At 75.5% G+C, this 23,353-nt stretch carries 14 protein-coding genes and 1 tRNA gene; 12 read left to right on the forward strand and 3 right to left on the reverse strand.

Annotated elements, in window-relative coordinates; all coding sequences use genetic code 11:
• The first annotated feature begins 118 nt into the window (after nt 1–118).
• The 6 genes from tmk to IE329_RS14290 all read left to right on the forward strand — a co-directional run bounded on the left by tmk (nt 119) and on the right by IE329_RS14290 (nt 9,256).
• Nucleotides 119–3,427: a dTMP kinase gene (gene tmk, locus IE329_RS14265; protein ID WP_190211231.1), complete on the forward strand. Its 3,309-nt coding sequence runs from the start codon at nt 119–121 to the stop codon at nt 3,425–3,427.
• A 155-nt stretch (nt 3,428–3,582) separates the two neighbouring features.
• Nucleotides 3,583–4,794 carry a DNA polymerase III subunit delta' gene (locus IE329_RS14270; RefSeq protein WP_190211232.1) on the forward strand — a complete coding sequence of 404 codons (1,212 nt, stop codon included), beginning with the start codon at nt 3,583–3,585 and terminating at the stop codon, nt 4,792–4,794.
• A 379-nt stretch (nt 4,795–5,173) separates the two neighbouring features.
• Nucleotides 5,174–6,283, forward strand: coding sequence for a hypothetical protein (locus IE329_RS14275; RefSeq protein WP_190211233.1), 1,110 nt, complete (start codon nt 5,174–5,176; stop codon nt 6,281–6,283).
• Between the two features lie 345 nt (nt 6,284–6,628).
• Nucleotides 6,629–8,281, forward strand: a complete 1,653-nt coding sequence (locus IE329_RS14280) for an alpha/beta hydrolase (RefSeq protein WP_190211234.1) — start codon at nt 6,629–6,631, stop codon at nt 8,279–8,281.
• Between the two features lie 102 nt (nt 8,282–8,383).
• Nucleotides 8,384–9,046 carry a leucine efflux protein LeuE gene (leuE, locus tag IE329_RS14285; RefSeq protein ID WP_190211235.1) on the forward strand — a complete coding sequence of 221 codons (663 nt, stop codon included), beginning with the start codon at nt 8,384–8,386 and terminating at the stop codon, nt 9,044–9,046.
• Between the two features lie 136 nt (nt 9,047–9,182).
• Nucleotides 9,183–9,256: transfer RNA gene (locus tag IE329_RS14290), tRNA-Thr, on the forward strand.
• 161 nt (nt 9,257–9,417) lie between these two features.
• Here IE329_RS14290 and IE329_RS14295 read toward each other — a convergent pair.
• Complete coding sequence (locus tag IE329_RS14295) at nt 9,418–10,299, reverse strand: siderophore-interacting protein (RefSeq protein WP_190211236.1); 882 nt, start codon at nt 10,297–10,299, stop codon at nt 9,418–9,420.
• A 4-nt stretch (nt 10,300–10,303) separates the two neighbouring features.
• Nucleotides 10,304–11,347: an ABC transporter substrate-binding protein gene (locus tag IE329_RS14300; RefSeq protein ID WP_190211237.1), complete on the reverse strand. Its 1,044-nt coding sequence runs from the start codon at nt 11,345–11,347 to the stop codon at nt 10,304–10,306.
• Nucleotides 11,348–11,468: 121 nt separating this feature from the next.
• On the opposite strand from IE329_RS14300, the gene IE329_RS14305 reads away from it, so the two are divergent.
• From IE329_RS14305 to IE329_RS14315, 3 genes are all read left to right on the forward strand, one after another.
• Nucleotides 11,469–12,545, forward strand: coding sequence for a FecCD family ABC transporter permease (locus tag IE329_RS14305; protein WP_190211238.1), 1,077 nt, complete (start codon nt 11,469–11,471; stop codon nt 12,543–12,545).
• Entirely contained in the window at nt 12,542–13,570 is a 1,029-nt protein-coding gene (locus tag IE329_RS14310; RefSeq protein WP_190211239.1) for a FecCD family ABC transporter permease, read from the forward strand. Before IE329_RS14305 ends, IE329_RS14310 begins: the two co-directional genes overlap by 4 nt.
• 128 nt (nt 13,571–13,698) lie before the next feature.
• Complete coding sequence (locus tag IE329_RS14315) at nt 13,699–14,517, forward strand: ABC transporter ATP-binding protein (protein WP_190211240.1); 819 nt, start codon at nt 13,699–13,701, stop codon at nt 14,515–14,517.
• A 19-nt stretch (nt 14,518–14,536) separates the two neighbouring features.
• On the opposite strand, the gene IE329_RS14320 is transcribed toward IE329_RS14315, so the two are convergent.
• Nucleotides 14,537–17,650 (reverse strand): putative bifunctional diguanylate cyclase/phosphodiesterase, encoded by a 3,114-nt coding sequence (locus tag IE329_RS14320; RefSeq protein WP_190211241.1) that lies wholly within the window; start codon nt 17,648–17,650, stop codon nt 14,537–14,539.
• 166 nt (nt 17,651–17,816) lie between these two features.
• On the opposite strand from IE329_RS14320, the gene IE329_RS14325 reads away from it, so the two are divergent.
• From IE329_RS14325 to IE329_RS14335, 3 genes are all read left to right on the forward strand, one after another.
• Nucleotides 17,817–21,140 carry an amino acid adenylation domain-containing protein gene (locus IE329_RS14325; protein WP_268257280.1) on the forward strand — a complete coding sequence of 1,108 codons (3,324 nt, stop codon included), beginning with the start codon at nt 17,817–17,819 and terminating at the stop codon, nt 21,138–21,140.
• Nucleotides 21,141–21,156: 16 nt separating this feature from the next.
• Nucleotides 21,157–21,993 (forward strand): leucyl/phenylalanyl-tRNA--protein transferase, encoded by an 837-nt coding sequence (locus IE329_RS14330; RefSeq protein WP_190211243.1) that lies wholly within the window; start codon nt 21,157–21,159, stop codon nt 21,991–21,993.
• Between the two features lie 189 nt (nt 21,994–22,182).
• Nucleotides 22,183–23,223 (forward strand): LamG domain-containing protein, encoded by a 1,041-nt coding sequence (locus IE329_RS14335; RefSeq protein ID WP_190211244.1) that lies wholly within the window; start codon nt 22,183–22,185, stop codon nt 23,221–23,223.
• Nucleotides 23,224–23,353: the final 130 nt, after the last annotated feature.

Genomic DNA, 23,353 nt, shown 5'->3' on the forward strand with positions numbered 1-23,353 from the left:
TCCGACCAGGGGGTGCGGGCCCGCGGTCCGTCCTCGAAGCGTCACAACCGTGCAATGAGCGGCATCCGGAGGCCCACTCCTTCCTTTTGCGGGCACCGCAGACCGCTACGCTGACCGTATGACGAGCGAGGAGCAGCCCACCCCCAGCGCCGCCGTGGCAGCTGGAGCCGCCACCCCCGACCTCCCCGAGGTCGCACCGGCCGGGAGCGCGGGTGAACGGGCCCGCGCACTGCTCCGCCTGCGCCCGTACCGACGCCTCTGGACGACCCAGCTGATCGGCGGCACCGCCGACCGGCTGGCACTGCTCGTCCTGCTGGCCCTGACCGTGATCGCCGCCGCCCTCGGGCAGCAGTTCGGCGACCTGCCGCGCAGCCTGGCGATCGCGGTGTCCGCCGTGTTCGTGGCCCGGCTGGCCGCCACCCTGCTGTTCGGCGCCGCGCTGCTCGGCCCGCTGCACCAGCTGGTGGGCAGCAAGCTGGACCGCCGCTGGACGCTGCTGGGCACCGACGTGCTGCGCGCCGTGCTGATCGGCCTCGCGCCCTGGTGGGTGATCTGGTTCCCCGCCACGGCGGCGAACCCCAGCACCGGCGCCGCGACCTACGCGCTGCTCGCGACCGTCTTCGTCACCGGTGCCGCCGAGCGGATCTGGACCATCGGCAAGGACGCCGCCGCGCCCGCGCTGCTGCCCCCGGTGAACCCGCACGCGCCGTTCGCCGAGCAGCGCCCGTCCGCCGCGAACCTCGACACCGTCCGCACCCTGGACCTCCGCACCGGCTGGGCCACCGTCCCGCTCGGCGCCGCCGCGCTGGTGGTCCTCACCCTGGTCAACAACGTCTTCGCGGCGCTCGGCTCGGACTGGCTCCGCAGCCACCAGGCCACCTGCGCCGCGCTCGGCGCCGCCGCGCTGTTCGTCACCTCCGCCGCACTGACCTACCTCCAGGACCTGCCGGCCGGGCCCGTCGCCGTCGCCCCGCGCTCGCCGCTGCAGGGCCTGCGTGCCCCGACCGACGCCACCGCCGGCCCGGCCCTGCGCAAGGGCCGGACCGGATCGGCCCCCTACTTCACCTTCGCGGTGGCCGCCGCCTACTCCTCGCTGGCCGGCGTGGCCTCGCTCGCCCTGCTGACCGCCGTCGAGCACCGGGCCGGCCCGATCGGCTACGGCCTGGTCGTGCTCGCCGCCGTCGGCGCCCCCGCGCTCGGCGTCCGCCTCACCCGGGTCACCCTGCCGTCCTTCTCCCGCCGCCGGCTGCTCGCCCTGGCACTGCTGGTCGAGGGCGTCGCGCTGATCCTGGCCGGCCTGGTGCTGGACTTCGTGCTGGTCCTGCTGCTGACCACGCTGGCCGGGCTGGCCGCCGGGATCGTCGTGTCGGCCGGCCGCTCGCTGCTCGCCCAGGAGGTGGAGGAGGCCCGGCTGCCCAAGGTCACCGACCACCTGTACGCGGTGCTCCGCGCGGTGGTGGCGGTGGCGCTGATCGCCGTGCCGCTGATCGCCGCCGCCTACGGCAACGTGATCGTCGGCGACGTGAAGCCGGGCGGCTTCACCTTCATCCACGGCGGTGCCGCCCTCGCGGTCGGGACCATCGGGCTGCTGACGCTCGTGCTGGCCGCCGTGGTGCTGCTGAAGACCGACGACCGGCGCGGCACCGCGCCCTTCGTCCGGGACCTCCTCGACGCCGTCCGCGGCACCACCGGCCCGGCCCCGCACCGCACCTCCGGCACCGGCTTCTTCATCGCCCTGGAGGGCGGCGACGGCGCCGGCAAGTCCACCCAGGCGAACGCCCTCGCCGAGTGGATCCGCAGCAAGGGCCACGAGGTCGTGTTGACCCGCGAGCCCGGCGGCAGCCCGGTCGGCCAGCGGCTGCGCGGCCTGGTGCTGGACGTCGGCAACACCGGCCTCTCGCACCGGGCGGAGGCGCTGATCTACGCCGCCGACCGCGCCGAGCACGTCGAGAACGTGATCCGCCCCGCGCTGGAGCGCGGCGCGGTGGTCATCACCGACCGCTACATGGACTCCTCGATCGCCTACCAGGGCGCCGGCCGCGACCTGGCGGCCACCGAGGTCGCCCGGATCTCCCGCTGGGCCACCGGCGGGCTCGTCCCCGACCTGACCGTCGTCCTGGACGTCGACCCGGCCGCCGCCCGCGAGCGGTTCACCGAGGCGCTCGACCGGCTGGAGTCCGAGCCGACCGAGTTCCACCAGCGGGTGCGCTCCGGCTTCCTCGCGCTGGCCGCGGCCGACCCCTCGCGCTACCTCGTCGTCGACGGCAGCCAGCAGCCCGGCGTGGTCACCACCGCCGTCCGCCACCGGCTCGACCGCGAGCTGCCGCTCTCCCACCAGGAGCGCGCCGCCCGGGTCGAGCAGGAGCGGCTGGCCCGCGAGGAGGCCGCCCGCCGCGCCGCGGAGGAGGCCCGGCTGAAGGCCGAGGCCGACGCCGCCGAGCGCAAGCGCCTGGAACTGCTGGAGCAGCTGCGCGCCGAGCAGGCCGAGAAGGACCGCCTCGCCAAGGCGGAGGCCGACCGGATCGCCGCCGAGGCCGCCCGCAAGGCCGCCGAGGAGGCCCGCCTCAAGGCCGAGCAGGAGGCCCGCGAGCGGGCCGAGGAGCAGGAGCGCCGCCGGGTCGCGGAGCAGGCCAGGCTGGCGGCCGAGGCCGCCGAGCGGGAGCGGCAGGAGGCCGAGGCGGCCGCCCAGGCCGAACTCCAGCGTCAGCGCGAACTGCAGCGTGCCGAGCAGCGTCGCCGGGCCGAGGAGGCCCTGCAGCGCGCCGAGGAGGCCCGGCTGGCCGAGGCCGCCGCGGCGGCGGCCGCCGCCGAGCCCCTGGACGTGACGGCGGAGCTGCCGCAGGTCGGGGCGGCGGACGTCACCCAGGAGATCTCGGAGCGCGACCGCCAGGCGGCGGTCCGCGCGGCGGCCGAGGCCGAGCGCGCCGCGAAGGCCGCCCGGACGGACGCGGCGGCCCCGGTCGCTCCGGCGTCCCCGGCCGCCGCGGCGGACGAGACGGAGCTGCTGCCCCGGGTGTCCGCACCGCTGGACCGGACGGCGGTGCTGCCGAAGGTGCCGTCCTCGGACGGCGACCCGTCCGGCGCCCGTGGGGCCGGTGCCCGCGGGGCCGGCGCCGGTGAGGACGCGGAGGGCGCCATAGCCGGCGCCACCGACCGCACCTCGGTGCTGCCCAAGGTCGAGTCCGGCCCGGACCGGACCCGTGAGCTGCGGGTTCCGGCGGCCCCGGCGGACGAGGCCGATCCGGCCGAGGAGCCGGCCGCCGCGGTCCGGCCGCGTCCCTCCTGGGCCGAGGAGACGCCGATGGACGACCTGCCGAGCCTGACCGACACCCTGCTCGGCTCCCGCGAGGAGTGGGCGCAGTGGGAACAGCCCGGCCCGGACGAGGACGGCGACGGCCGCGGCAAGGGCCGCAAGCGGCGCCGCTGAGGGGCCGGTGGCAGGCCGCCCCGGCGGCGGTACGACGGTGAGGCGGGTGGTGTCCGGTCCGGGCACCACCCGCTGTCGTTGCGGCCACGTATGCTCGACCGCGAGCGGAGCCCGGCAGGGTGAAGCCGCACGGACTAGAGGGTTGAGGAGCGCCGGTGGCCGTCTGGGACGACCTGGTGGGCCAGGAGCGGGTGGTCGAGCAGCTGACCGCCGCCGCCGGGGCGGCCAGGGCGACCGTCCTCGCCGGGCGGGGCAGCGGGCCGGTGGAGGGCACCAACGCCTCCCTGATGACGCACGCCTGGCTGTTCACCGGGCCGCCCGGAGCCGGCCAGACCACCGCCGCCCGCGCCTTCGCGGCCGCCCTCCAGTGCACCAGCCCCGACCTCGAACTCGGCGGCACCCCCGGCTGCGGGTTCTGCGACGGCTGCCACACCGTGATGGCCGGCAGCCACGCCGACGTGAAGTTCGTCCGTACCGACGGGCTCTCGATCAGCGTCAAGGACATGCGTGACCTGGTGCTGCGCGCTTCCAGCTACCCGACCGGCGGCCGCTGGTCGGTGATCATGATCGACGCCGCCCACCGGCTCACCGAGGCGGCGGCCAACGCCCTGCTGAAGGCCGTCGAGGAGCCCTCCCCGCGGACGGTCTGGCTGCTCTGCGCGCCCTCCGTGCAGGACGTGCTGCCCACCATCCGCTCGCGCGCCCGGCTGCTGGTGCTGCGCACCCCGGCCGCCGAGGCGGTCGCCGACATGCTGGTCCGCCGGGACGGCGTCGAGCCGCAGACGGCCCGGCTGGCCGCGCTGGCCGGGCAGGGCGACGTGGAGCGGGCCCGCCGGCTGGCGGTGGACGAGCAGGCCCGCACCCGCCGGGCGGACGTGCTGCGGATCCCGCTGGAGGTCGCCGACATCGGCGGCTGCCTGAGCGCCGCCCAACGGCTGGTGGACACCGCCAAGGCCGACGCCGACGCGCTGGCCGAGACGCAGGACGCCCGGGAGACCGGCGACCTGAAGGCCGCGTACGGGGCCGCCGAGGGGTCCAAGGCCCCGCGCGGCATGGCCGGGGCCGTGAAGGAGCTGGAGAAGCGCCAGAAGAGCCGGGCGACCAGGACGCGGCGCGAGACCCTGGGCGTCGCCCTGCTCGACCTGCTGGGCTTCTACCGGGACGTGCTGGCGATCCAGCTCGGGGCCACCGGCGCGCTGTCCAACGAGGACCAGCGGCCGGCCCTGGCCAAGGTCGCCTCGGGCGGGCCGCCGGAGGGGACGCTGCGCCGGATCGAGGCGGTGCTGGCCTGCCGCCAGGCGCTGGACCGCAACGTCGACCCGCTGCTGGCGGTCGAGGCGATGACCGTCGCCCTGCGGGCGGGCTGACCGCTCCGGTCGAGCGCGATGGCGGGCCGGGCCGGGCCTGAGGCCGCCCGGGGGCCTCAGGGGGCAGTTCCTGAGCCGGTCCCGGGCGGGCTGCCGCGGCGTCCCCGGGACGGGCCCGCGGGTTCGCGTCCGCCTGCCGGAGCCGGCCCGCGGCCGTCCGGGTCCGTCCCCCGCGGGCGGCCCGAGGCCGTTCGCGTCCGGGCGCCGTAGTGCCGCGTCCTCCCTTCGAGTGAACGTCCGCACTCGCCCGGAACGCTCGCGTGCACCGGGCCGATCGTCTTGCACCCTGTGGACCGAGTACACCGTGGCCGTCCGGCGGAGCTGGTCGCCGGGGCCGGCGCGGCCGTCCGCTCCCGGTCCTCCCGAGGTGGTGCGTCCCATGCTCCGTCCGCTCCTGGTCGTCCCCCTGCTCGCCGCCGCGGTCTGCGGGGTCTGGCTGGCCCGCGGTGCCCTGCTGCGCTGGCGGGACCTGCGCTCGGCGCAGACCTACGAGCTGGCCGGCGACCAGCGGCCGGTCCTCCTCCGGGCGGCCGGGGCGGTGCTCTGCGCGGTCTGCGTCACGGCGCTGGCCGGGCCGGCGGCCGACGGTCTCCTCGGCGGCCGGGCCGACGGGCTCCCGCTGGAGGACGCCCGGGCCGCGACCGCGCCCAAACAGGCGGCCCCGCCGCCCGGCGAGGCCGACGGTGCGGCGACCCCGGTACCGGCGGTGGCCGCCCCCGCCCCCGTGGTCAGCCACTTCGAGAGCATCGGGCACCCGGCCGGCGGGGAGCTGCTGGAGTCCGCGGTGGCCGGCCGGGACGGGCACCCGCGCAAGGTGCGGGTCTGGGTCCCGGCCGAGTACGCCAAGGACCAGAACGCCCGGTTCCCGGTGATCGTCCTGCCCGCGGCCACCCCGAGGAAGACCGCCGACGCCGAGGTGCCGGACGTCTTCGACGGCATCGCCTCGGCCGTCCAGACCGGCCGCTCCCGCCCCTTCGTGGTGGTCGCCCCCGAGGCCCCCTCGGGCACCGAGCGCCCCTGTGACCTGGTCGCCGCCGCCCCGCAGGCCGTCTCCGACGACGCCGCGCTGCGGACGGCCGTGGCCGCCGCCTTCCGGACGGTCCCGGCCGGCCCGGCGGGCTGGGGCGTGCTCGGGGTCGAGGGCGGCGCGCCCTGCGCGGCGGCCGCCGGTCTCTCCCGCCCCGACCTGTACGGCGCCGCCGCGGCCGTCTCCGGCCGGTACGACACGGCCGCCCTGGTCAGGACGGGCGCGGAGGCCGCGGCCGCCGACGCCCCGCACCTGCTGCTCGCCGCCGCCAAGGCCGACGCGCCCGGACTGGACGGCCTGCGCAAGCTCCAGGCGGCGCTGAAGGCCGGCACCGGCCAGGCGGCCCGGGCCGACGTCCGGACCTCGGAGATCGTGCAGGACTACACCCCCGCGCTGGAGCGGCTGCGGCTGGTCCGGGTCGCGGTGCAGTACCTTGCGGAGACGCTCGCCAAGCCGTCCTGAGCCCGCCCGGCCGGGTGGCGGACTACCCTTGATCCACGACGCTCCGGCGATCGGGTCGCGGGCAGCGGTACCGGGCCCCGGGCGGCCCCGCGGACGCGGTGACCACGGTCGGGCGGCGTACGGCAGCCGTGTCGACAGCAGACAGCAGCACAACAGACGGCAGGGCGATCACGGCACCCGGGTACGCGAGTATTCGGGTGCCGTCCGTTCGTTCCGTCCGGGGGCCGGGCGCACCTGGGCGTCCGGCACACCGTGGCGCCCGGCCTGCCGGCATACAGCCACCCGACACCCAGCCTCCCGACACCCAGCCTCCCAGCACTTCAGCACCCGAGGGGAACCCCGCCGATGCGCGCAGTCCGGCCGACCGGAGCACCGGTCGCAGCACCTGACCGATCGCGGTCGGCCGTCCGGCTGCGGGCCGTCGCCGTGGCGGGCGCGGTCACCGGACTGCTGCTGGGCGGCTGCTCCGCCCCGGGCGCCGACCCCGCCTCGCCGCCCTCCTCCGGGCCGGCGTCCGCACCACCCTCCTCGTCGGCCCGGCCCGTCGCCGGTGCGGCCCCGGCGACCCCGCTGGAGCCGCTGCCGGCCGGGATCCCGGCCGCCCTGGCCGGCTACTACGGGCAGAAGCTCAGCTGGCAGTCCTGCGACACGGGCTTCGAGTGCACCACGTTCAAGGTCCCGCTCGACTACGCGAACCCGGGGGGCGGCGACATCTCGCTGACCGCGGCCCGGCGTCCGTCGGACGGCAGCTCGAAGCGGATCGGCTCGCTGCTGCTCAACCCGGGCGGCCCCGGCGGTTCGGCGGTCGAGTACCTGGAGGCCGCGGCCGGCGGCTACGACACGGGGGTGCGCGGCGCGTACGACCTGGTCGGCCTCGACCCGCGCGGGGTCGGCCGCAGCAGCCCGGTCGGCTGCCTGAGCGGCGAGCGGATGGACGCCTACACCGCCGTCGACATCACCCCGGACGACCAGGCGGAGACGGACGCCCTGGTGAAGTCCGACCAGGAGTTCGCCGACGCCTGCCGGCAGGCCTCCGGTGACCTGCTGGGCCACGTCAGCACCGTCGAGGCGGCCCGCGACATGGACGTCCTGCGGGCCCTGCTGGGCGACGACCAGTTGCACTACGTCGGCAAGTCGTACGGCACCTATCTCGGCGCGACGTACGCCGGGCTCTTCCCGGCCCGGGTCGGCCGGCTGGTGCTGGACGGCGCCATGGACCCCTCGCTCGACTCGGTGGCCGGCAACCGCACCCAGGCCGGCGGCTTCGAGACCGCCTGGGCCGCCTTCGCCAAGGACTGCGTCAAGCGGGACGGCTGCCCGGTCGGCACGACCGAGCAGCAGGCGGGCGAGCGGCTCGACGCGCTGTTCAAGTCGATCGACTCCCAGCCGCTGGCCACTAACTCGGACCGGCGCCTGACCGAGTCGCAGGCCACCACCGGAGTGATCGAGGCGATGTACGCCGAGTTCCTCTGGCCCGAACTGCGCAGCGCCCTCACCGACGCCCGGGCGGGGGACGGCACCGGGCTGCTGAAGCTCTCCGACTCGTACTACAACCGCGCCGACGACGGCTCCTACCCGAACCTGATGTTCGCCAACATGGCGGTCAACTGCCTGGACCTGCCGGCGGCCTTCGCCGCGCCGGCGGACGTCCAGCGGGCGGTGCCGGACTTCGAGCAGGCCTCCCCGCACTTCGGCCGCGACATGGCCTGGATGGCCCTGGCCTGCGGCTACTGGTCGGTCGCGGCCACCGGTGCGCCGCACACCGTGCGCGCGGCCGGCGCCGCCCCGATCGTGGTCGTCGGCACCGTCCGCGACCCGGCGACCCCGTACGCGTGGGCCCAGTCGCTGGCCGGCCAGCTGGAGTCCGGCCGGCTGATCACCTACGACGGCGACGGCCACACGGCCTACGGACGGCACAACGCCTGCGTGGACGGCGCCGTGAACCGCTACCTGCTGACCGGCCAGGCACCGGACAACGGGTTGAGCTGCGCCAAGTAATTCGCACTTCAACAGTCCGCCCGCGACCAGGTACGATGACTCGCCTTTTCCGCGTCCGCCGCCACGGCGTCCGCTGTTCCACGCCTGCCGTAGGGAGCCCCCGTGCTCGGAGTCAACGACCTGGCGACGTACGTCCTCGGCGCCCTGGTCATCGTGCTGCTGCCCGGCCCGAACTCGCTGTACGTCCTGTCCGTCGCCGCCCGCAAGGGCGTCCGCACCGGCTACCGCGCCGCCCTCGGCGTGTTCGTCGGCGACTTCACCCTGATCAGCCTGACCTCGCTCGGCGCGGCCTCCCTGCTGAAGGCCAACCCGGCGGTCTTCCTGGTGGTGAAGTTCGGCGGCGCCGCCTACCTGCTCTGGATCGGCGTCGGCATGCTGCGCGCCGCCCGCCAGCTCTGGCGCGAGCACCGCGCCGGGGCCCTGAGCGAGCCGGACGGGGAGCCGGCGGCCGTCGCCGCCACCGAGGAGAACCCCTTCCGCCGGGCGCTGGTGATCAGCCTGCTCAACCCGAAGGCCATCCTGTTCCTGCTGTCCTTCTTCACCCAGTTCGTCGACCCCTCGTACGGACAGCCGGTGCTCTCCTTCGCCCTCCTCGGCGGGATCCTGCAGAGCTTCAGCCTGCTGTACCTCTCGGCGCTGATCTTCGCCGGCACCAGCCTGGCCGCCGCCTTCCGCCGCCGCAAGCGCCTCTCCGCCGGCCTGACCAGCGGCGTCGCCGTCCTCTTCGCCGGCTTCGCCGCCAAGCTCGCCGTCTCCTCCGCCTGACACCCCCGCCGACCCCGGCCCGGGCGCGCTCGAACAGGGGCCCGGGGGGCCGGTACGGATCACCCCCCGAAACTGTGTAGACTTGCCCGCGTTGCCGACGCAATGATTGCCCCCACGGGCAGCAGAGCCCGGCGGCGCCGCTTTAGCTCAGTTGGCCAGAGCAACGCACTCGTAATGCGTAGGTCTCGGGTTCGAATCCCGAAAGCGGCTCTGCGAAACCCCAGGACTCACTCGCCGTGACCTGGGGTTTTGTGTTTCCCGGAACCGATCTGCCGCCTGCCCGCACGACGCAGCCCGCCCGCCCGCCGGGGCGGCGGGCGGGCGGTTGACGTCGCCTCGACGGGGCTGCCGCCCCGGCGGGCCCGACGCCGTCAGCTTTCCCCCGTCAGCGCCTCCGCGCGCAGGTCCTCCTCGGAGGCGCCGCGGCGCCAGTAGCCGGAGAAGGTGACGGTGCGGCGGTCGAGGCCGCGTTCGCCGACCAGGTGGCGGCGGAGGGTCTTGACGGTGCCGGACTCGCCGGCGATCCAGGCGTAGGGGGCGCCGTCGGGGAGGGTGGCGGCGCGGACGGCCTCGATCAGGGGGGACGGGGTGGTGGCGGTGTCGCGGACCAGCCAGGTGATGTCGGTCTCGGGGGAGACGTTCAGGTCCTGGATGTCCTCGGCGTGCGGGACCTCGATCCAGACCCGGGCCCGGAGGCCGGGTGGCAGGTGGTCGAGGATGCCGGCGGCGGCCGGGAGGGCGGTCTCGTCGGCGGCGATCAGCACCCAGTCGGTGCCGGCCGGCGGCCGGAAGCAGACGCTGCGGTTGTCCTGGACGGCCGGGCCGAGCAGGATCACCCGGTCGCCGGGCCGGGCGGCCGCCGCCCAGGCCGAGGCCGGGCCGGCGGGGGCGGCGGAGCGGGTGGACGAGGAGGGCGCGACGCCGTGCAGGGCGAAGTCGACGTCCACCTCGTCCGGGTCGCGGCGCTGCGCGCGGACGGTGTAGGAGCGCATCACGGCCCGGACGTCCTCGGGCAGGGCCCGCCAGGCGGCGAACCAGCCCTCGCCCTCCTCGGTCGGGAGCACCGGGGCGGCCTGGCCGGGGTGCGGGAGGAAGAGCGAGAAGCTCTGGTCCCGGCCGCCGGAGGCGAAGCGGGCCAACTGCCCGCCGCCGAAGGTGATCCGGAGCATGGTGGGGCCGAGGCGCTCGGTCCGGACGACCTGGGCCTCGAAGAAGTCGTACTGCGCCGCGAGGTTCTCGGATCCGCCGCTCATCGGGTCAGCTCAGCTTCTTGGCGTTCTGGATGGCCTTGGCGAGGTTCTCCAGCAGCGGCGCGGCGCCGGCGTAGGAGAAGCGCGGGACGGCGTCCCACGGGGTGACCTGGCCGGCCTTGACCGCGGGGAGCCGGCCCCAGGCGGGCTTGGCGGCGAGGTCCTTGGGCTGCAGGGCGGTGCTGCGGTTGTCGAGCAGGATCAGGTCGGCGGGGAAGGTGCCGGCGTTCTCCCAGCTGAGGCTCTCGAAGTAGTCGCCGCCCTCCAGCTTGGTCGGCTGGACGAAGTCGACGCCGAGTTCGGCGAAGTACATCAGGTCGGTGCTGACCTTCGGGTTGGAGACGTAGAAGAGGTCGGGGCTGCCGGAGGCGGCCATCACCTTGATGCCGCCGGCGGCCTTGGCGGCCTTGGCGACCTGGCGGAGGTTCTCGGCGGCGGCCTCGAAGCGGGCCTTGGCGTCGGTGACCTTCTTGGCCGTCAGGTCGGCGCCGAGGGACCCGGCCAGCTTGGCGTAGTGCTCGATCGGCTGGGTCATCGGCACCCGCGCGGTGGTGACGACCGCGGTGGGGGCGAGCTGCAGGATCTTGTCCTTGCTCTCGTCCGGCACGTACCAGAAGGCGTCGGGGTCGTACATGTGGGTGACGAGCAGTTCGGGGCGCAGGGCCGCGTACTTCTCGATGCTGAACTCGCCCCAGACGTTGCCGAGGATCTCCACCTTGTCGATCGCGAGGTCGCCGGCCTGCGGGTCGGCCTTGCCGTCGGCGGTCTTCGTCTCGCCGAAGACGCCGACGATCTGCCGGTCGAGGCCGAAGTCGACCAGGGCCGCCGCGGCGCCGGTGAAGGCGACCACCCGGGACGGGACGGCCTTGGCGGTGAGTTCCTTCCTGCGGTCGTCGGTGAAGCTCCACGGGCCGCCGGCCTTCGCCCCCGCGCCGGTGTCCGAGCCACTGCCGCCGCTCCCGCAGGCGGTCAGCAGGGCGCCGAGGCCGGCGGCGCCACCGGCGGCGAGCAGGCCACGCCGGGACAGGGGGGTGGTGCGGGAAAACGGCATGGCGGGGTCTCTCTCGCAGTCGGGCAGGGCAGGGAAGCCTCAGAGGAATGTAGGTTAACCTAACCTAAGTCTTTGTACAGAGGGGGCCCGCCCGGAGCTCCCGCCAGCCCCGGAGCCCACTGTGTCCGTCACCAACTCACCCCCGTTGCAAGGGGGTTCGGCATCACTGCGGCCTTCCTCGGGGCTGCTGGGCGGCGCCCGGCCGGGTGGACGCCACGGCCTCCGTGCCGCCGGACTGGCCGGCTCCGTCCTGGTGCTGCTGCTCGTGCTGGCCCTGAGCATCGGCGTCGGGGCCAGGCAGCTCCCGCCCGGAGAGGTCTGGCAGGGCCTGGTCGACAGCCACTCCGAGGCCTGGACGGTGGTGCACCGGATGCGGCTGCCGCGCACCCTGCTCGGGCTGCTGGCCGGTGCGGCCCTCGGGCTGGCCGGCGCCGTGATGCAGGCCCTGACCCGCAATCCGCTGGCCGACCCCGGTCTGCTGGGCATCAACGCGGGCGCCTCGGCGGCGGTGGTCACCGCGGCCTCGCTGTTCGGGGTCGCCACCTTCGACGGCTACGTCTGGTTCGCGCTGGCCGGCACCGCGGTGGTCGCCGTCCTGGTCTACGCGGTCGGCGGCGGGCGCGGGGCGACCCCCGCCCGGCTGGCCCTCGCCGGGGCCGCGCTCAACGCCACGCTCTACTCGTACGTCAGCGCGACCATGCTGCTGGACACCGCCTCGCTGGACCGGATGCGGTTCTGGACCGTCGGCTCGCTGGCCAGTGCCGAGCCCTCGACGGTGCTCAAGGTGCTGCCGTTCGTCTCGGCGGGCCTGCTGCTCGCCCTCGGGCTCGCCCGGCCACTGAACGCGATGGCCCTCGGCGACGACTCGGCCCGTGCCCTGGGCGCCCGCCCCGGCCTCGTCCGCGCCGGCGCCATCCTGGCGGTGACCCTGCTCTGCGGGGCCGCCACCGCCGCCTGCGGCCCGATCGTCTTCGTCGGCCTGATGGTGCCCCACCTCGTCCGTTCCCTGACCGGGCCGGACCTGCGCTGGCTGTTCCCGTTCTGCGCGGTGCTCGCGCCCGTCCTGCTGCTCGGCGCCGATGTGCTCGGCCGGGTGCTGGGCCGGCCCGGAGAACTCCAGGTGGGGATCGTCACGGCGGTGCTCGGCGGCCCGTTCTTCCTCTACTTCGCCCGGCGCGGAAAGGGGGCCCGCGCATGAGGGCGCTGCGGTCGGCCGGCGGGCGCTCCGTCCTCCTGCGGCCCCGGGCCGTCGCGGTCGGGGCGGCCTGCGCGCTGCTGGCGCTGGTGGTCGGCGTGCTCGCGCTGGGCAGCGGCGACTACCCGATCGCCCCGGCCGACGTGCTGCGCACCCTCACCGGCGGCGGCTCGCCCGCCGAGGACTTCATCGTCAACCAGTTGCGGCTGCCCCGGGTGGTCACCGCCCTGCTGGTGGGGGCTGCGCTGGCGCTGTCGGGCGCGCTCTTCCAGTCGCTGGTCCGCAACCCGCTGGGCAGCCCGGACATCCTCGGGTTCACCCAGGGCGCGGCGACCGGCGCGCTGGTGGTCGTGGTGGCCGGCGGCAGCAGTCTGGCGCTGGCCGGTGGCGCGGTGGCCGGCGGCCTGCTCACCGGTGTGCTGATCTACGCCCTGGCCTGGCGCGGCGGGGTGCACGGGCACCGGCTGGTGCTGGTCGGCATCGGCACCGCCGCCATCCTCACCGGCGTCAACGGCTACCTGCTGACCCGGGCCCAGCTGATGGACGCGGCCCGGGCGGTGCTCTGGCTCACCGGCAGCCTGGACGGGCGCGGCTGGCAGGACGCCTGGCCGCTGCTGGCCGCGACGGCGGTGCTGGTCCCGGTGGTGCTGCTGGGCTGCGGCCGCGCCCTGCGGATGATCGAGATGGGTGACGACGCGGCGAGCGGCCTGGGCATCCGGGTCGAACCGGTGCGCCTGACGCTGCTGGCCTCGGCCGTCCTGCTCGCCTCGCTGGCGGCGGCCGCCGCCGGCCCGGTCTCGTTCGTGGCGCTCACCGCGCCCCAGCTGACCAGGCGGCTGACCCGCGCACCCGGGCCGAACCTGCTCCCCTCGATGTGCACCGGCGCGGCCCTGCTGGTCACCGCGGACTGGGCGGCCCAGCGGCTGTTCACCGGCCACCAGCTGCCGGTCGGCGTGGTGACGGGCGTGCTCGGCGGGGGCTACCTGGTCTGGCTGCTCGCCACCGAGCGCCGGGCGGGCCGGCTGTGAACGGGCCGGCTGTGAACGGGCCGGCCGCGAGCGGGCCGTCGCCCCAGGACCTGCCGGGGGACGCCCCGTACCCGGCCACCGCAGGCGAGGGGCACCGCCCCGCCCGCCGGACGAACGGAGAACCCACCATGGCACCGGACGCCCCACGGCTGAGCGGTACCGCGCTCACCCTCGCGTACGAGCGGCGGACCATCGCCGAGAACCTCACGGTGGCGATCCCCGACCGGTCCTTCACCGTCATCGTCGGGCCGAACGCCTGCGGCAAGTCCACCCTGCTGCGGGCCCTCTCGCGGACCCTCAAGCCGGCCGCCGGCGCCGTCCTGCTGGACGGTCAGGACATCACCGGCCTGCCCGCCAGGAAGGTGGCCCGGACGCTCGGCCTGCTGCCGCAGTCCTCGGTCGCCCCGGACGGCATCAGCGTGGCCGAGCTGGTCGCGCGCGGGCGCTACCCGCACCAGGGCCTGCTGCGGCAGTGGTCCGCGCGGGACGAGACGGTGGTCGAGGAGTCGATGGCGGCGACCGGCGTCGGGGACCTGGCCGACCGGACGGTGGACGAGCTCTCCGGCGGCCAGCGCCAGCGGGTCTGGATCGCGATGGCGCTCGCCCAGGAGACCCCGCTGCTGCTGCTGGACGAGCCGACCACCTACCTGGACATCGCCCACCAGATCGAGATCCTCGACCTGTGCGCGCGGCTGCACGAGGAGCAGGGCCGGACGCTGGTCGCCGTCCTGCACGACCTGAACCACGCGGCCCGCTACGCGACCCATCTGATCGCGATGCGCGAGGGCCGGGTGGTGGCGTCGGGGGCGCCGGCGGAGGTGGTCACCGCCGAGCTGGTGCACGAGGTCTTCGGGCTGCCCTGCCGGGTGATCGACGATCCGGAGACCGGTACGCCGCTGGTGATCCCGGCGGCCCGCCGGCGGGCCGGGCAGGCCGCCGGGGCCTGAGCCCCGACGGCCCCGGACCTCAGGAGCGGTCGCGTTCCGGCAGGCCGACCAGGGCGGCGTCCTCGCGGACCAGCGCACCGGCCTGCTCGACCGTCAGGGGCTGGGCGAACAGGTAACCCTGGCCCAGCGGGCAGCCCATCGCGGCGAGCAGGTCCCGTTGGGCGGTGGTCTCGATGCCCTCGGCGATCACCTGGACGCCGAGCGTGTCGGCGATCCGGGTGATGCCCTCGACCAGGGCGTACTGCTGCTGGGAGACGCCCAGCCCGTCGATGAAGGACTTGTCGATCTTGAGCAGCGAGATCGGGAACTCCCGCAGGTAGCTGAGCGAGGAGTAGCCCGTCCCGAAATCGTCGATGGCGATCCGGACGCCGAGGTCGCTGAGGGTGGCCATGTCGGCGCGGACCCGGTCGTCGCGGCGCATCAGGATGCTCTCGGTGAGTTCGAGGATCAGCGAGTCCGGCTGGATGCCGGAGGTGTCGATGATCTCCCGGACGACGTCCACGAAGCCGGCGTCGCGGAACTGCCGGGCCGAGACGTTCACGCTGACGTGCAGCGGCGCGCGGCCCCGGACGGCGCGCGGGGCGAGGCTGGTCCGCTGCCAGCGGGTGGTCTCGGCGGCGGCGTGCTCCAGCACCCAGGCGCCGAGCGGCACGATCTGGCCGCTCTCCTCGGCGAGGGCGATGAACTCCTCCGGCGGCACCATGCCCCGGCGGGCGTGCGGCCAGCGGACCAGTGCCTCGAAGGCCACCAGCCCACCGCCCGCGAGGTCGACGATGGGCTGGTAGTAGAGGGTGAAGGCGGACTCGGAGATGGCCGAGTCGAGGCTCTCGTTGAGTTCGTGCCGCTCCGCCAGCCCGGCCTGCAGGGCCGGCTGGTACTGGCACCACTGCCGCTTGCCGGAGGCCTTGGCCGAGTAGAGCGCGAGGTCGGCGTGGCTGAGCAGTTCGGTCGAGTCGACGCTGTCCTCGGTGGTGGCCACGCCGACGCTGGCGGACACCCGGACGGCTCCGGCGCTGAGCCGGAACGGCTCGGAGAACGCCGCGAGCACGCTGTCGGCGATCCCGCCGACGTCGGCGGGCGAGCGGGCGTCCTCGACCAGCACGGCGAACTCGTCGCCGCCGAGCCGGGCCGCCGTGTCGGAGGTGCGCAGCGCGGTGGAGACCCGGAGCGAGACGGCGACCAGGAGTTCGTCACCGACGCTGTGGCCCTGGGTGTCGTTGACCACCTTGAAGTCGTCGAGGTCGAGGAAGAGCACGCCGGTGACGGTGCCCCGGCGCTCGCTGCGGGTGAGGGCGTGGCTGACCCGGTCCTGGAAGAGCACCCGGTTGGCGAGCCCGGTCAGCGAGTCGTGGAAGGCCCGGTGGGTGAGTTCGCGTTCCATCTGCCGCTGGTCGGTGACGTCGCGCAGGGTGAGGACGAGGCCACCGACCGTCGGGTCCTCCCGGAGGTCGTTGCAGCGCACCTCGACCTCGATGCTCCGGTGGTCGCCGCGCAGCAGCCGCCAGTGTTCGCGCTGCTCGGAGCGTTCGCGGTCGCCGCGGCGCATCCGGGCCAGCGCGAGGACGACGGCGTGGCTGTCCTCGGGCGGGACGAGGTCGCTCAGCCGGGTGCCGCCCAGGCCGGGGTGGCCGAGCACCCGCTCGGCCGAGGAGCTGGCGTACCGGACGCTGTCGTCCTCGTTGAGGATCAGGATGACGTCGGAGGCGCTCTGCACCAGGGTGCGGAAGTAGGCCTCGCTGTTGCGGGCGTTGATCTCCTGGCTGAGGATCACCCGCTCGACGGCGAGTGCCGACTGGGCGGCGAGGATCTCCAGCGAGCTGCGTAACGCGGCGAGCCGCTGGTCGGTCCCGCCGACGATCAGCACGCCGACCAGGGCGTTCCCGGAGGGGCGTTCCTCCAGGGCGAGCGGGCAGACCAGCGCGCGGGGCATGCCGTCGAGCACCTTGGCCAGGTCGCCGCTGAACGTCTCGGCCGGTACCAGCCGGGACCCCTTGGCGTCGGCCGAGGCCGGCAGCTGCGGCAGCCCCTCGTCGGCCAGGCTGCCGCCTTCGCCGACGGCGAGGGTGGCGACGTGGTGGGGGGTGTCGGGCATCAGGGTGGAGACGGCGGTGCGGACGGCTTCGGTGACCTCGTCCACCGTGACCGCCGAGGTGAGTTCGGCGCCGGCGGCCCGCAGGACGCGTTCGCGTTCGAGTGCCTGCCGGTGGACCAGCACCACGCCGGAGAGCCGGGCCAGGACGAGCAGGAAGAGGACGGCCGAGAAGGCCGCGATCACCCCGGCGTGGCTGGAGTCCCCGTGGGACACCTCGATCAGCAGCACGGCGGGCGCGATCAGCGAGGCGAAGGCGAGCAGGGCGATCCGGCCGCGGGTGATGTGGGTGGGCTGGACCGGGATCGGCTCGGTGAGCTCGACCATCGAGGGGTGCAGGGCGGCGGCGCCCCAGAGCGCGTAGAAGGCGGCCCAGCCCAGGTCGACCGGGGTGCCGATGCTCCACGTGCCGTGCAGCTGGATGAGCCCGTAGAGCACGTCGGAGACCAGGATGCCGATGGTGCCGGCGGTCAGCAGCTGGAGCGAGCGGCTCTTGCCGCCTCTGGGGACGAGCAGGCGCAGCAGCATGGCCAGCACCAGGACGTCGCCGAGCGGGTAGGCGATCGAGATGGCCTTCTGCACCCACGTCAGCTCGGGGTCGCGGGCGTAGGGGAGGATCAGGTAGATCCAGGAGAGCAGCGCCAGACCGACCGTCAGGGTCAGTGCGTCGATGAGGCTGCCGCGGTCCTGATGTGCCGTCCGCCACCGGATGAACCCGAGGACGCCAGCCGCGTAGAGCAGGAACTCGGCGAGGTAGGCGCCGTCGGCGATGGACGGGAAATTCGTCTGGTGGAGGTAATCGGTCTGGATGACCTGGACGACCTCGCCCGCCGTGAAACTGAAATTGGCGGCGGCCAGGAAATACCAAGGGAGCGCGTGCGCGGGGCGGTTGATCCGGGCCCCGGCGATGATGGCGGCGACTCCGCTGAGTCCGATTCCCGTCCACCAGATGATGCGTTTTTCCGGGAACAGGTAATAGATGACGGTGAGAAGTATCATCCAGGCGAAGTAACAGGCCATCAGGCGCTGTCGGCGAGCTGTCAACGCATTCTCCCCCCTGTGCGGAGCTGATCCGCGGGAAGATCGATGCATGGAGGTCGGTCACTTGTCGGGCCCACTTATGATACACAACCCGACATTGCTGGATATAGTCGAGGAAGTGGGCCGCCGCTGACGGCGGGCCATGCACGGTCAGTATTCCCTCGTATGCATGCCGAGGTCTGGGCCAGTGGACACGTCCAAGCTTTCCCGGCCGCACAATTCCGGGCTCAATGCCGTACTTCTCGGCGGTGGTGGCCAGTACACGATCTGGCCGGGTCACTTAACGGTCCCGGCCGGTTGGCGCAGGGTGTACGGGCCGGCCCCGCTCTCCGCCTGCCGCGCCGAGGTGCGTGGCCGGTGGGCGGACGCGCTGCCCCCCGGTTCCCGGCAGGCGTCGGTCCGTCCTTCCGGGCCGCGGGGGCTGAACGGGTCCGGCGGCCCGGACGGGTCCGGGCCCGCCGGCCGGCGCCCGCTGGTCCGGGCCGCGGCCGCCGGCGTTCCCGAGCTGTTCCGGCGGACGGCCGCGCGCCACCCGGACGGCGTCGCGGTGGTCGCGGAGGACGGCGAGATCCGGTACGGCGAGCTGGACGCCCGCAGCGACCGGCTGGCCCTGCGGCTGCGCGAGCTGGGGGTGCGGGCCGGGACGGTCGTCCCGGTCTGCCTGGAGCGCGGCATCGACATGGTGTCCGCGCTGCTGGCCGCGCTGAAGGCGGGCGGCGCGTTCCTGTCGCTCGACCCGGCGCACCCGGACCGCCGGCTGCGCCAGCTGATCGAGGACGCCCGGGCCCGGTTCGTGGTGACCAACGCCGACCAGGCCTGGCGGTTCCGGACCTGCGCCCTCACCCCGCTGCTGGCCGAGGAGCACCGGGCGCCGCTGCCCGGTCCGGGGCCGGTCGACGTCGCGGCGCCGGGCGACCTGGCCTATCTGATGTACACCTCCGGCACGACCGGCACGCCCAAGGGCGTCCTGGTCGGGCACGGCGCGCTGGCGCAGTCGCTGACCAGGGTCGGCGCCGCGTACGGCCTGACCCCGGACGACCGGGTGCTGCAGCTCGCCGCCCTGGGCTTCGACACCTCGGTGGAGCAGATCTTCACGCCGCTGCTGCACGGCGCCACCCTGGTGCTCGGCGGCCGCCGCACCTGGGCCCCGACCGAGCTGCTGGCCCGGCTGCCGGAGCTCGGCGTCACGGTGGCGGACCTGACGCCCGCGTACTGGCACCAGTTCCTGCGGATGGCCGAGCACGGCGGCCCGCGCGAGAGCGGGCTGCGCCTGCTGGTGGTCGGCGGGGACAGCCTGCGGGCCGACGACTGCCGGGCCTCGCTGCGGCTGCTGCCCGGCACCCGGCTGGTCAACGCGTACGGCCTGACCGAGACGGTGATCACCTCCACGCTGTGCGAGGTCACCGAGGACCTGCTCGCCCCGGAGCCCGCGCCCGTCCCGATCGGGACGCCGCTGCCGGGCACCGAGGTGTACGTGCTGGACGGGGCCCTGCGTCCGGTGGCGCCGGGCGAGCGGGGCGAGGTCTTCATCGGCGGCGGGGTGCTGGCCCGCGGCTACTGGCGGCGTCCCGAGCTGACCGCCGAGCTGTTCCTGCCGGACCCGTTCACCGACGAGCCGGGCGCGCGGATGTACCGCACGGGGGACACCGGGCGCCGCCGGCCCGACGGGCGGCTGGAGCTCTTCGGACGGACCGACCAGCAGGTGAAGGTGCTGGGCTTCCGGGTCGACCCGGGCGAGGTCGAGTCGGCCCTCGCCTCGCACCCGGCGGTCGGCCAGGCCAGGGTGGTCGCGGTGGGCCGGCCCGAGGGCGGGCGGGTGCTGACGGCGTACTTCACCCTGCACAGCCCGGCCAGGGCCGACACCTTCCACCGGGGGGTGCGGGCCTACCTGTCCGCGCGGCTGCCGGAGCACATGGTCCCGGCCGCGTTCGTGCACGTCGACCGGATCCCGGCCGAGCCGGACGGCAAGGACCTGCTGCGCCCCTCGCCCCCGGACGTGGCCCGCAGCGGCAGCGGGACGGCGGTCGAGGCCGGGCTGGCGCACCTCTGGTGCGAGCTGCTGGGCGTGGAGCGGGTCGGCCCGGACGACGACTTCTTCGCCCTCGGCGGCAATTCGCTGATCGCGATGGAGATGCTGGCGCGGGCCCGGATCCTGTTCGGGATCGGCGTCACCCAGATCCGGTTCCTGACCAGGTCGCTGCTGCACCACCCGACGCTGCGGGCCTTCGCCGAGGTGACCAGGTCGGCCCGGACGGGCACGCCCGGCGAGGCCTCCCAGCCGGTGGACTTCGTCGCGGAGGCCGCCCTGGACGTCCCGGTCCGCCGGGGGCTCGGGCCCGAGCCGCGCTGGCGGGACCCGGCCGAGATCCTGCTGACCGGCGCCACCGGGTTCTGCGGTGCGCACCTGCTGGCCACCCTGCTGGAGACGACCGGTGCCAGGGTCCACTGCCTGGTCCGGGCGGCGGACGAGGAGCAGGGCCTGGAGCGGATCCGGGCGGCGCAGCGCCGGTTCCTGCGCCGCGAGCCGGTCACCGACCGGGTCGTCCCGCTGCTCGGGGACCTCACCCGGCCGAGGCTGGGCCTGTCCGAGGAGCGGTTCGAGGAGCTGGCCGCGCGGGTCGACGTGATCCACCACTGCGGCGGGCAGGTCAACTTCATCTACCCCTACCAGGACCTCCGGGCGGCCAACGTCGGCGGCACCCGGGAGGTGCTCCGGCTCGCGGGCCACGCCCGGGCGATCCCGGTGCACTACGTGTCGAGCATGGCCGTCCTGGCGGGCTTCGGCCCGGCCGGCGTCCCGGAGGTCACCGAGGACACCCCGCTCGGCCACCCCGAGCTGCTGTCGGTGGGGTACGTGGAGAGCAAGTGGGTGGCCGAGGCGCTGCTGCACAACGCGGCGGCGGCCGGCCTGCCGGTGGCCGTCCACCGGGCCGACGACGTCACCGGGGACCTGGCGACCGGCGCGATGAACACCGGGACGGAGGTCTGCGCGATGATCAAGTTCATCGCGGAGAGCGGGGTCTGCCCGGACGTCGAGCTGTGGCTGGACTTCGTCCCCGCCGACCGGTTCGCCCGGGCGGTCGCGCACATCGCCGCGCACCGGCCGGCCGTCGGCGAGGTCTACCACCTCACCAACCCGCGCCACGCGGTGCTGGGGGACCTCGCCGACCGGCTGCGGTCCCGCGGCTACCCGGTCGAGCTGCTCCCGTACCCGGCGTGGGTGCACCGGCTGGTGCGGTTCGCGGCCGGGCACCCGACGCACCCGATGACGCCGTTCGTCCCGCTGTTCGTGGACCGGTGCAGCGGCGCCGACCTGTCGATCAGCGAGATGTACTTCCGGCCGACGCTGCCGCTGTTCGCCCGGGGCAGGGCGGAACGGGCCCTGCGGGACGGCGGGATCGAGTTCCCCCCGGTGGACGCCGCGCTGCTGGACCTCTACCTCGACGACCTGCTGGACGCCGGCTTCCTGGAGCCGCCGCGGCCGGCGTCCTGAGGACGGGGGCGGGCGGATGGTGGTGCGGCACGGGACGTGGAACTCGGTCGACCTTCTGGCCGTGCCCGCGGACGCCCCGGCGGCGTTCTGCGCCGACCTGAGCCCGGAGGGCCTGCTGGCGGGCTACCGGGCGGGCGCCTATCCGATGCCCGCCGAGGACGAGTACGCGCGCTACCTCAGCGAGGCCCGCTTCGAGGACCTGGTGGCCACCGGGGACATCCCGGTGGTCGGCACGGCCGGCGACGACGTGCCGTACGAGGTCGCCTGGTGGTCGCCGGACCCGCGCCCGGTGATCGCGCCGGCCGCGGCCCGGACCGGGCGCCGGCTGAGCCGGGCCCTGCGCAACCGGCTCCGGTGGTCGACGACCGTGGACACGGCCTTCGGCCGGGTGGTCGACGAGTGCCGGGCCGGCCGGGTGCCGCGCTGGCTGACCGACCCGCTCAAGGAGGGCCTGTGCGAGCTGCACCGGGCGGGCAGCGCGCACAGCGTCGAGGTGTGGGAGGACGGCGAGCTGATCGGCGGCGCCTTCGGGGTGCGGGTCGGCCCGGTGCTCAGCCTGGACTCGATGTTCCACCGCCGCCCGGGCGCGGCCCGGGTCGCGATCGCCGATCTCGGGGCCCGCTTCGCGGAGGCGGGCGGGGAACTGCTGGACGCGCAGTGGGACAGCCCGGCGGTCCGCAGCCTGGGCGGCAGCCCGATGCCGCGGGCCTGGTACCTGGAGCTGCTGCGCTCCGGCCGGGGGGCGCCGCCGCGGGGCGGCACGCGGACGGCGGGGGAGCCGGGGAAGCCCGGTCCGCCGGAGGAGCCGGGCCCGCCGGACGAGCCGGACCCGCAGGGGCCGTCGGCAGGCTGAGCGTTCCGGTCCGGTCCCGGTCGCGGGGACTGCCCGGGCGGGCCCGGGCGGTTCGTGCGGTGGAGGGGGTGGAGGGGGTGGAGGGGGTGGAGGCGGTGGGGGCGTACGGGCCTTGCCGTGCGCCCGTCGGCGGGGTGGTCACGCCCTTCGGGCAGGCTGCTGAGCAGCGGTGATGGCTAGCATCCGGGCATGACCGACGGTACGGAACACCCGGACGCGGCCACCACCCCGGCGCCGCCCGCCGCCGGTCCGCCCCGGCCGACGGTGCCCGGACAGGCGCGGCAGGAGCCTGCGCCGTCCGGCGCTGCGGTGCCGCTGCCCCCGCAGCGCCCGCCCTCGCAGCCGCCGCCCCCGCAGCGTCCGCCCTCGCCGTCCGCCGAGCCGGACTGGGCGGCCATGGCCGAGCGCAACGCCGCCGGCCTGCGCCGCCGCCGCAGACTGCGGACCGGCGGGATCGCCGCCGCGCTCGTCCTGCTGGTGGCCGGCGCCGGCCTGCTGGGGTCGCGCCAGGCCGGTAGCGGGCCGGGGGAGGGCCCGGCCGGGCCGGGCGGCCCCATCACCGAGCTGCCGGCCCTGCTCGCCGACCACTCCGGGCGGAGCACGGTGGTGCTAGCCCCGGCCGCCCATGTGCAGGAGGTGCCGGGCGGGCACGTGCTCAGGCTGGCCGGCACCCCGGAGTCGTTCGCCCGGGCGGCGGACCAGCCGGTCGACGTCGGGCGTGGTTTCACCGTCTCGGCCTGGGTCTGCAGTGACGCCCCGACCGGCTCCCGGGCCGTGCTCAGCCAGGGCGACGGCCCGGCGTACTCCTTCGAGCTGGGCCGTACCGACGTGGCGGGCCGCCCGGCCTGGTCCTTCCGGGTCCGCACCGCCGAGCCCGTGCCGGGCGCCGCGGACGAGGGAGCCACCGTCCAGGTGGCCGCCGAGGGCGCCGCCACGGCCGGCACCTGGGCCCTGCTCACCGCCAGCTACGACGCGGGCCCGCACACCGTCGCGCTCTACCTGGACGGCCGGCCCGCCGCCTCCGCGCCCGTCCCCGGGATCTGGCCCGCCCCGGGCCCGCTGCAGTTCGGCCGGAGCCGGCAGCACGGCGACTGGGGCGGTCCGTGGTCGGGCGCGATCGGCCGGGTCATGCTGTGGGACCAGGCGCTGGACCCGGCCCAGGTCGCCGCCCTGGGCGGCGCCGCCGGTACCCTCACCGCCCGCCCGACGGCCTCCTGGCTGGTCGACTGAGCGGCCGGCCCACGGGCGGCGGCGGCGTCCGTCCGGGTCGGTCCGGCGGGGGCCGGGAGCCCCGGGCCCGGACCGTCCGGCAGCCGGCGTTAGCCTCGGAAGGTGAGCGACGAGAGCCGGACCGAACAGC

Source organism: Kitasatospora indigofera, from assembly GCF_014655955.1.
Taxonomy (GTDB): Bacteria; Actinomycetota; Actinomycetes; order Streptomycetales; family Streptomycetaceae; genus Kitasatospora; species Kitasatospora indigofera.